This window comes from Neobacillus drentensis (assembly GCF_036966985.1).
Classification (GTDB): domain Bacteria; phylum Bacillota; class Bacilli; order Bacillales; family Cytobacillaceae; genus Neobacillus; species Neobacillus drentensis_E.
In genome coordinates this window covers 1-10,501 of the sequence record NZ_JBALSN010000025.1, presented here as the reverse complement: position 1 = coordinate 10,501, position 10,501 = coordinate 1, and the positions used below count along the sequence as shown (strand labels likewise).

The window sequence follows — 10,501 nt, the reverse complement described above, 5'->3', positions numbered from 1 at the left end:
TTCGCAGGAAATATCCCTTTTTTCCACAAAATTAGATAAGTTTCTCTTAAGCGGGGTCTGCCCCCCCGAATCAACAAAAAAAACACCCAGACGGCAAAAATTACCTGACTGAGTGTTTTTTGCTATTATTGGTTTTTGTTTGAAACTTTTAAAGCGATTTCATTTTCTTGTCCCACTTTATCAGTTTACAGGGAATATAAGCATAGCACCTAAACATAGCACAACAATACGGATCAGGTACATAGGTACTGAGAACAACCAGAACTGTGGAAGCTTATATTTACCCATGCCTAAAATCATAGCAGGCATACCATCGATTGGCATGTACCCGCCGTTCCATCCAGATACTACAACTGCAACTGCGGCAGCAACAGGATTAAGTCCCAAACTGAGGCTGGTTGCAATAGCGATTGGCGCAAAGATGAATACAGAACCCATATTTGAACCAGTAAATGTAGCACAGGTACTAGTTAGAAGTGCGAAGATCAAGATAAGAATGAATGGACTGATATTAGTACCTAATGAATCCGCCACAATCTTTCCGATCATAGCCGTAAATCCAGAGTTAGCCAGAGCGTCAGCAACGCCGATAACACCAGCCATCATAAGGATTACAGGTGCACCCATATTGTCGCGAGCTTCCTTGAAGTCAAGTACGTTGATGATTAGTAAGACTGCTCCTGCAAGACCAGGGATTACATAGGAAGCATTGCCCAATTGGTTCATTAGCATCATACCAATAACACTAAGGACAAATAGAACGATGGTAGTATATTCTTTCCATGCAGGCATAGCCACAATCTCAGCCGTAGCTGCCACCTCATCCATTACGGAATCTTCCGAAATTGGATGATCTGGTAGAAGACGATAAGCAACCAAACTCCATGCTAAGAACCCAAGAGCCAGGATGAAATTCACTACAGCAAATTTCGTCATAGAAAGCCCGTCGTGATAACCTGCCGTTTCCAGTACGCTGACAGTAACACCATAGAAGAGTGCTACATTGAAAGGAATCAAAGGGTGGTTAGTAGCAAACCCCAAAGGCATCATCAGTTTAGACGTAGGCATTTTTTTATTGTAAGGGATAGTAGATATCAAGGATAAAATGAGTACATAGTAACCAGTGGCACCGGCACCTGGTAAACTGGCACCAAGCATAACTACCACGAGCAAAAGAGCATAGCTCTTATAACCGCCCTTATTTACCAAAGCAAGCATAGAGGCCTGAACCTTACCAATCAAGCTAGTCTTCATTAGTCCAGCCATAACAACCATAAAGCCAGCAATCATGATAACACTTGGGTTTATGAAGCCTGCGAAGGCCTCCTGGACAGTAGACAAACCGGTGACTACTAGCAGAAGGCAGGCCAGGATTGGTGGTGCGCCGAATGCCATCTTGTCTGACATAATCAATCCAATCATTAGGATCAAGATACCAAGGGCAAGAATCATGTGCAATGTCATATCTTATTTCTCCTCTCTTAATAACCAAGTTAACTGGATATTTTGTTAAATTGGTTTTATCCCAAAGCGGTCAGGTAATAACTTACGATCTAACTGATTTCTCCCGATGTAGGATTGTAAACCCCTTCATTTTCACGTTTTTCACCATAGATATCTTCAACTGAAAAACTATTATATTTTACACATAATCTATTCTTATATGCGTACACTAAATGTAATCGTCTCTCTGCATCTTGATAAATAGTAGGATATTCAAATTGTGAATTATTCGTTTTATTCTCTGCTCCAATGAAACCTTCCGCATGTTCAATAATTCGACCAATTGGCCAAGTATGTCCGCCATCTTCAGATATGGAAACCACTACCGGGTTTCTTAATCCAGGCCATGCTACTTTCCCTTTTTCAGGATTATTAGCAGCGTTTGCATTATAGGCAATGGCAATGGCACCGTTATCAAGTTTGATTGCACTTATACTTGCATTATTATTTGGTAGAGTTGTTGGTTCAGGCGCTGTCCATGAGTCTCCATTATCTGTTGATTCACTTCTATAAATATAATCCGCAAATCTACTTCTCATAAATGCTACTAAGTGACCATCTTCTAATTCGATAACATTGGCATGTACTCGTCCGTTACTTTCAGGCATACGTACTTCTTTCCATGTTAGTCCTTCATCATCTGATACTTGGAATACGGTAGGATCGTTTGTAAGACCAAATTCTGAATCTTCACATACCCACGTGCTAAATATCCATCTGCCATTACTTAATACTTGAATCGCTTGTCGAACAAATGTACCAGGCTCGCTAAATAATACTTCCGGTTCTGTCCAAGTTTCACCATTGTCGTATGTTTTCTGATATTTAATAATAGACGTAAACTGCATATTATCTTTACCTGGTTGTCGGCCTTCCTGAGAAGTATAGATTAACCATACTGATTTATCAGGTGCGTGGAAAAATGAAGGGTTTTGCTCACTACGCGTATCATCCTGCGAGACAACTTTCGGTTCATTCCACTCTTCTGTTTCATGATCAAATTTTGATAATACAATGGAAATATCGGGACTGCCTTCAAATGAACCTGCAAACCATGCACATAATAAATCCCCATTGTCTAACTTAATAATAGATGGTGCATGTGCGGTTGGAAAAGGACCAGATGGAATTAAAGAAAAATCAATATTTGTAAAATCATTATGATATAACTTACCATTTGGAATTGACTGGTTAACTACTAATTTAGTATTACTCATACTAATCACCTAATCACCCTATCTTTCTGATTAAATTTCTATCTTAATTACCGCTTTCTTATATTTCGTCGCTTGATTTATATGTTTTAACGCTTTATGTCCATCGTGAGGCAGACAAATATAGGCCATACCTTTATCGATTTTCATGATTTCTTTCGGACTGCCGTTTAATCGAACTACATCCTTTTCCGCATTATATTCTACATCTACTTCTAATTGATTAATGGGAGTCCAGGCTACGTATTCCGATCCGTCCAAAACAATTTGAATATCCATATATTTTTTATGTGCTTCAAAGGTTCCTTCATCGATAGGATTCGTAGTTCCTTCCTGAAAGAACAAATAACCACCATCAAAATTAAATCTCTTATGATACTCTATTTCGACTTCGTTTAATTTCTCTAAACCGTTGGCGAATTTTGGATTTAATGATCTATATACATCTAAATTTTCTATTAAATCTATTATCACACAATTCACTTCGTTTCTTAATTAGCATTATTTGCTAGCTGTACCGCGTAATCAATTGCATTTTCAAGACTAAGTTCACTCGCAGTCATCTTACCTGCTTGGTCGAATGCTGTTCCATGGTCTACTGAGGTTCGGATAATTGGTAATCCCAATGTAATATTTACTCCAGAAACCTCTTTCCATTTATTTTCTTCTTTGTCATATACAAACCCTAAAAGTTTTAATGGGATATGTCCTTGGTCATGGTACATTACCACAACGATATCATACATTCCACCACGAGCTTTTGAGAAAACAGTATCTGCAGGTAAAGGTCCGAATACATTAATCCCTTCACTTTTAGCTGCTTCAATAGCAGGGATGATCTCATCAATTTCTTCCGTACCAAACAATCCGTTTTCTCCACAATGTGGATTTAATCCCGCCACAGCAATCCTTGGATTTTCGATACCCAAGTTTAAACAAGCATGATGAGCAATGTTTATTACATCTAATACTCTCTCTTTTTTAACTAAATCGCAGGCTTGTCTTAAAGAAACATGCGTTGAAACGTGAACAACTCTCAAATCACCATCAGCTAACATCATAGAAAATTTATTCGTATTTGTAAGCTCTCCATAAATTTCAGTATGACCTGCAAAGTGATGTCCTGCTGAATTTAACGCTTCTTTATTTAATGGATTCGTAACGGTGGCATCTACTTTTCCTTCAAGGGCTAATTGAATGACTTTTTCCACATATAGATATGCCGCATTTCCAGCCTCTTGAGACACTTCACCAATTGGTAATTCATATCCATCTACAGAAGCTAAGTCAATGACATCCATTGTTCCCCATTGATACAATCCATCTTCCGGTGTAGTAATGGCATTTACTTTTAAATTAATCTCTGGGAAGTTCTCTAAATATCTCTCGACAATACTTTTATCTCCAATTAGTAAGGGGTTACATTTTTCATATAAGCCTTTCTTTTGAAAAGCTTTGATTGAAATTTCAGGTCCGATACCCGCAGGATCACCCATTGTTATTCCGATAATTTTTTTCATAATGTCCTCCTAACTACTTCATTCCTAATTCAATATTTTCATTTAATACTGATTTTAATGCTGTAATCCCTTCATCAGACACTTGATTAAATGGTGCACGGCACTTCCCTACCGGATAGCCTAGTAGTTCAACAGCTGTTTTTACCACAGTATTTGGATTCGCAAATTTAAAACAATCTCTGAAACTTCTGATAGAATCTTGATATTTACGAGCTTCTTCAATATCACCATTAATAAATTGTTCGTATATTTGTGCCATAGTAAACGGATAAACATTAGAACATCCTGCAATTCCGCCAGTTCCCCCAGCAAGTAACGTCCATAATATTAATGAATCATTACCTGATAGCACAGAAAAATCTTCTCTATTTCTTGTTCTTTCAATATATTGAAGGATATTATCAAAGTTTCCACTACTATCTTTGACACCAACAATATTGTCAATGTGACTTAGTTTTTCAACAGTCGCAGGTTGAATAGAATTACCCGTTCTAGCTGGAATATTGTATAAAACAATTGGCATATCAACCGCTTCAGCAACTGTCTTAAAATGATGATAGATCTCTTCTTGAGTAGCTGTTGCAAAATAAGGTGTAATGATTGATAAGTAGTCTACACCAACACGCTTTGCTTCTAGAGATAAGCGAATGGTATCTTGAGTTCCAACTAATCCTGTGGATGCATAAACTGGAACCCTGCCTGCTACTGTATCAACTACTGTTTCCATGACTTTCACTTTTTCTTCTTCACTTAAAATATAACCTTCTCCATTCGTACCAAACGCAAAAATACCATGAACACCATTCTCAATGACTCTATTCACCTGATTGACGAGTTCTTCATAGTTAACTTCTTCATTGTCATACATGGGTGTAACAATTGGTGAAATAATTCCTTGTAATTTGTTTTGCACACGAATCACTCCTACATAATTTCTAGATAAATTTTACGAGCATCTTCTGGTGTTACTTCTCTCATATTATTCACAAGTAATCTTTGAACTTCCATTCCAGCCTCGACTAATCCTTCAAGATCTTCCTCCGGCACATTGAAAGCTTTTAAGCTAGTTGGAATTTCAAGTGTTTTCACAATGTTTTCGATTAAATCAATGATATATTTTGACTTTTCATTTACAGTTAATTCTTCATTTGTTCCTTTTACAACTCGATCATAGGCTTTAGCTAAAAGGTCTTTAATAACTGGCTCATTAAACTTCATAACTGGTGTTAGTAGAATTGCGTTAGAAACACCATGAGCAATGTGATATTTTCCACCTAAAGGATAAGACAAGGCATGAACAGCAGTAGTCCCTGAAGATGTAATCGCTACCCCAGCATAGAAAGAACCTAATAACATATTACGCTTCGCTTCAAGTGCATCTGGATTTGTGCAAGCTTCAATAATGTTATTCATAATTAAATCTAATGCCTCTAGTGCAAAGGTATCACTGATTGGGTTAGCTTTTTTTGAAGTAAAACATTCGATAGCATGTGCTAGAGCATCAATACCTGTTGCTGCAGCAATAGGTTTAGGTAAATTTTTAATCATGTTGCTATCTAAAATAACATGGTCAGCAATTAATTCACCATTTACAATACCAACTTTTAAATTCTTTTCAGGTACACCTACAATGCTATTGGGAGTTGCTTCAGATCCTGTACCAGCTGTGGTAGGAATCATTAATGTTGTCACTTGTTTTTTAGCTACTAACGGATCCTCTAGTAAATCTTTTACAGTATAATCATCAGTAGATAACACGGATGCTAATTTAGCGATATCCATTACACTTCCGCCACCAACTCCAATGATAAAATCAGAGTTCAATGCTTTAAAATGTTCTACAACCTCTTGAGCTTCGATGTAAGATGGCTCTGTTGGTATATCAGATAAGATTTCGTACTCGATATTATTCTTTTCTATAATACGGATGACTTCCTCTAGCAATCCAACTTTAAGTATGCCTTTATCTGTAAAAATCGTGATTTTTGTCACACCGTCTTTGATAATGGTATGGAGGTTTTGCATGGCATCTGAACCTGCAAACACATTTGTTGGCATTTTTAAATTATATTGATTTAACATAATAAACATCTCCTTTGTCACTAATCAATGCATCTAATTTAATAAATAGATCTTCATCACCAAATCCGCCGGATTTAGTAATGACGTAATGTTTTTCATCCTTAAAATCAATGCTGCCAAGAACAATTCCGGGGAATAATTCTTTCAGAGGTTTAATTTCAGTAACCCCCAATACTCTCATCGATTGATATAATGTATCTCCACCTGTAAATAATATCGTTCTCTTCATACCATTTGACAAAAGATTCTTTACTAAGTATCCAAGTGACTGTCCGATCCTAAATCTTAGTTCGTTTCCTTGATCAGGTAGTTGATAGACTTGATCTGTCGATACATTCCCAAATGTTTCAAACATGAAAGGTTGTTCCATTTTTAAATATTGATGGATATTTTCTTGCCCTTTTACTGTATCCCAATATTGTTTATCCCAAAGTTGCTCTACTGCTAAGGATATTCTTTCAAATCCATTCACTTCCGCAAATGCAATTTGCTTTTTTGTTACTGGATTCACACTTCCACATACAATCAATAATGGAAGTTTAATATCGTTTTGAGTGGTATCCCTATTTTTAAAAATTATTTTTGCTAATGCTTTAGCAAACCCAGCACACCCCACCGTTATATTTAATGCATCATTCATTAATAGCTCATTCCCTAGAGATAACATCTCCTCATCAGAGTGAGTTTCTATTAACAAAATTCTTTCTTCTTTTGGGGGAATTTCATATTTTTTTGCAATATAAGTATTTAAATCTGCTTCTTTTAGTAGAAGAGATGGGATATGGCTTTCAGTTACTGGTTCGTACGGATCTTGTCCAAAAACGCTTTCACTTACTGGTATTGAATTTATAAGTAATACTCCTTCACGACTAAAGCGATTTTGTTCTGGATACGCCGGAATAAAGGGAATGGATACATCTTCGAAAACATCACTCAAAGCTCTTAACTCAGAAGCAACATTTCCTCTTAATGCTGAATCAACTTTTTTAAATATATATGGAATCTTTTCTTCTTTGACTTTTAAGGCGATCTTCTTGATCACTTCATATGCTTCAGATTTATTCAAATATCTTGTTTCAGTATTGAAGACAAGTACTTCTAATTGATCTGTAGTTTCACCAAATTCAAACTCTAAATCAGAGGTCACTACAGTTTTAACACCATAATTAGAGAATTGGACTCCAGTATCAAGTGCCCCCGTAAAATCGTCAGCCATTATAAGTACCCTTATCATATGTTCACCACCTACTTTATAATTGAATTATAGGTTCATATTCTACTTAAAAAAATATGATAATAATAATTAATGTTACATTTTGAAACTTTTCTATTGAAAACGTTACCACAATTCAAAGATTCGCGTATAACTGTTTAAATATGAAACGAATAAGGGGTTCGCTAAAAGAATTGAGTAAAGAAAAAGGGAAAGAGTAAACTTCACTCTTTCCCTCAATAATTATGCTGCTTGTTTTTCTTTAACTTTTCTTGCATTTCTTTGGTTTTTAACAAAACCTGCTCCAAGTATCATGGCTGTTACGATAGCTAGAATCACATAAGACATAGTCCCACGTGGAAGATCAACCAATTTATCTAAACTTTTATCTTTTAAAATCATCTCTCCAGCTGTCCAAGTAAGAATACCAGCCCCAATATAGATAATGATCGGATATTTTTCCATCAAGTAAACAAGAAATTTAGAACCAATAATCATAAGTGGAATACTTATAGCAATCCCAGCAATTAATAGACCCATATGACCACCAGCAGCCCCTGCAACCGCAACAACATTGTCCAAGCTCATGGTTAAATCGGCAACCGCAATAGTAACAACTGCTTTCCAAATAGAGTTATGGCTCTTTATGTGAGCATCTTCCTCTTTACCTTGGTCCAGTACTCCCCATGCGATATATGCCAGCAATAAACCAGCAACAGCATGAATGTAAGGGATCCCCATAATCATCAGAACAACCGCAGCAAGGATAATACGGGCAATAACAGCAAATGCCGTACCAGCGAAAATCGCCTTATTTTGTAAATTTTTAGGTAAAGATCGTGTTGCCATGGCAATGACTACGGCATTATCACCAGATAGAATAATATCAATCATGATGATTTTTAATATGGTTACAATTAATTCTGTCTCCATTTATTACAAACCTCTTTCTGTAAATTAATGAGTGTCAGCTTGTCCAATTTTTTTCGATGATTGATCTAGTTGCGTAAACTATTATTACCTTAAAATTTTTACTCCGCATCAATGACTTTTTTTGAACCTTGCGGACGGCTAAAACGCTTCAAAAATGCCCATGCAGCACGGCTTTGGTCATAAACAGCACCGTGTGGCATGTCTTTCATGAGTGTAAAGCACACTCTTACCTGACCATCAGTGTTTTTATAAAAAAATGTCTGGAAACGGTCACCATCCGTATATTTGTTTTTTTGAGTGTAGTAGTTATCACCATTGTACACCCCATCTGGGATATATCTCATATGAATACGGGGATCGGCTTCTTTTATACTGCAATTGTTTACTTTTAACATATCCTCTAGCAAACTGTCTAAATTATCCCATAAAGGGACTTTTTCGTCATTATCACCTGTAAAAATAAAACAGGGAAGCTCATAGCCGCTAGATATTAATTCTTCAAAACGATCGGCAAAAGGTGCGCTCCACGGAGAAATTGCCGCAAAAAGTTCCGGATGTTGATTCCCTACCTGACGAGTGATCATACCTCCATTAGAGAACCCAGTAAGATAGACTCTAGTTTTGTCTATTAAATAGGATTGATAAAGCTTTTCTATAATTTGGCCAAATACTTCTCCATCTCTATCAAGCAACCATATGTTTAAGGGTGAATCGACCAACACCAAGATAAATTCCTTAGTTTCATCAGCAAGCTTATCCCAGCCATTCTTGGTAGAAAAAATCCAGGAAGGTTCTCCTCTACCGTGAAGACTAAATACAACCGGAAGTCCCGGAACCTTTTTCGCTCGCATTCCTTCTGGAAAATAAGTGAAGAAATCGTACTTATTATTGTTAACTGTTACCGAGTCATGTTCAAAGCGATTGGATCCGTTGAAGGCATCCTTGCTAAGAAGTGGTTTTAAAGTACCATCCGGAGCATTTTTCCAGCGTATAAATTTGTTGAAAAATTGATTCATAATTGTCTTGGCGAGTACCGGTGCAGCCTCAAACTCTCCGACAGAAACTCTAATTTGAACAGCTTCTTCAGTTGAATTTTTATAAACCCCTGTGCTTATGCCATCATATTCAACTACCTCGGCAGGAGCGGTGATTTGGTTACACACAGAAAAATATCCAAGTGCCTCTTTTACGAAATTTTCGTTTTGTCCAAACATCCAAAGGCAAACAGGAATATCGTGATTTTTCTTATTATAAATAGAACTAACGTTTCGAACAAGCCAATGGTCAGAAGGGTTCGATCGGGCTATATAGTCGTTTGGTACACCGTTAACAAGAGCAACACCGGCGAAACGGTTTGGATTTGTAACAGTAACATTTCCGGCAAAAACTGCACCTTCCTCGTAGCCCACCAAATAGACAAGCGTTTCCCAACACCAGACGAATCCATCTCGGCCAGGTATACTTTTACCATTTTTTGATTTAAAGTTTTTCCTGGTTTCACTATAAAATTCTGCAATCATTGTTGGGCTCTGTGCCTGCCAACCATTTTTTGCAATAGGCATAACTAGAACTGCACCATCATCTTCAGCTAATTCAAGCCAGCCGGAGCTAATGGCAAATTTTTCGACAGATTCATATGATCTAGCATCTCGATCAGGCGCACAAACGTAAATGGTCTTCGCAGGAGTATATGAATTGGCTAATGTTGAAATATAATAATATACTTCGAATTTTCCTGAATATTTTTTCACCATTGTTATCCTTTCCGAGTTAATCTATTATGATCGTCAGTATTTTATATAATTTTTTTTACAGTCTATTTATTAAGAACTGATAGGCCATTTGATCCGCTTCATTTCCCATCGTTGGGCCATGATTAGCCTGGGAAGACGATAAATACATCGCGTCCGCATTAGAAGACACGAGGGCTTTGTAAAGACTCTCGCTTTGATCAATAGGCACGAGAGGATCCTGGCCGCCGTGCAAAATCATTATCGGTGGACAATCGGCATTTACATATGTAATCGGACTACATT

At 37.0% G+C, this 10,501-nt stretch carries 10 protein-coding genes; all 10 read right to left on the bottom strand.

From position 1 onward, the window contains the following. Positions 1-180 precede the first annotated feature (180 nt). Positions 181-1,452 carry an SLC13 family permease gene (locus tag V7659_RS01615; RefSeq protein ID WP_335537677.1) on the bottom strand — a complete coding sequence of 424 codons (1,272 nt, stop codon included), beginning with the start codon at positions 1,450-1,452 and terminating at the stop codon, positions 181-183. Positions 1,453-1,553: 101 nt separating this feature from the next. Next, the gene (locus tag V7659_RS01610) at positions 1,554-2,720 is read right to left on the bottom strand and encodes a sialidase family protein (protein WP_335537675.1); all 1,167 of its coding nucleotides are present in this window, start codon (positions 2,718-2,720) and stop codon (positions 1,554-1,556) included. Between the two features lie 30 nt (positions 2,721-2,750). Then, entirely contained in the window at positions 2,751-3,191 is a 441-nt protein-coding gene (locus V7659_RS01605) for a YhcH/YjgK/YiaL family protein (RefSeq protein ID WP_335537673.1), read from the bottom strand. Positions 3,192-3,208: 17 nt separating this feature from the next. Beyond that, on the bottom strand, positions 3,209-4,237 hold the full coding sequence (gene pdxA / locus V7659_RS01600) for a 4-hydroxythreonine-4-phosphate dehydrogenase PdxA (protein ID WP_335537672.1): 1,029 nt from the start codon (positions 4,235-4,237) through the stop codon (positions 3,209-3,211). A gap of 13 nt (positions 4,238-4,250) precedes the next feature. Beyond that, entirely contained in the window at positions 4,251-5,150 is a 900-nt protein-coding gene (dapA, locus tag V7659_RS01595) for a 4-hydroxy-tetrahydrodipicolinate synthase (protein WP_335537671.1), read from the bottom strand. An 11-nt stretch (positions 5,151-5,161) separates the two neighbouring features. Then, positions 5,162-6,319: an iron-containing alcohol dehydrogenase gene (locus V7659_RS01590; protein WP_335537670.1), complete on the bottom strand. Its 1,158-nt coding sequence runs from the start codon at positions 6,317-6,319 to the stop codon at positions 5,162-5,164. Further along, positions 6,303-7,553: a four-carbon acid sugar kinase family protein gene (locus tag V7659_RS01585; RefSeq protein ID WP_335537669.1), complete on the bottom strand. Its 1,251-nt coding sequence runs from the start codon at positions 7,551-7,553 to the stop codon at positions 6,303-6,305. Before V7659_RS01585 ends, V7659_RS01590 begins: the two co-directional genes overlap by 17 nt. A 222-nt stretch (positions 7,554-7,775) precedes the next feature. Next, complete coding sequence (locus tag V7659_RS01580) at positions 7,776-8,465, bottom strand: TerC family protein (RefSeq protein WP_335537667.1); 690 nt, start codon at positions 8,463-8,465, stop codon at positions 7,776-7,778. Positions 8,466-8,563: 98 nt separating this feature from the next. Next, the gene (locus tag V7659_RS01575; protein WP_335537665.1) at positions 8,564-10,219 is read right to left on the bottom strand and encodes an alpha/beta hydrolase family esterase; all 1,656 of its coding nucleotides are present in this window, start codon (positions 10,217-10,219) and stop codon (positions 8,564-8,566) included. Positions 10,220-10,274: 55 nt separating this feature from the next. Next, on the bottom strand, positions 10,275-10,501 hold a 227-nt coding region (locus V7659_RS01570; protein WP_335537663.1), incomplete at its 5' end, for a prolyl oligopeptidase family serine peptidase.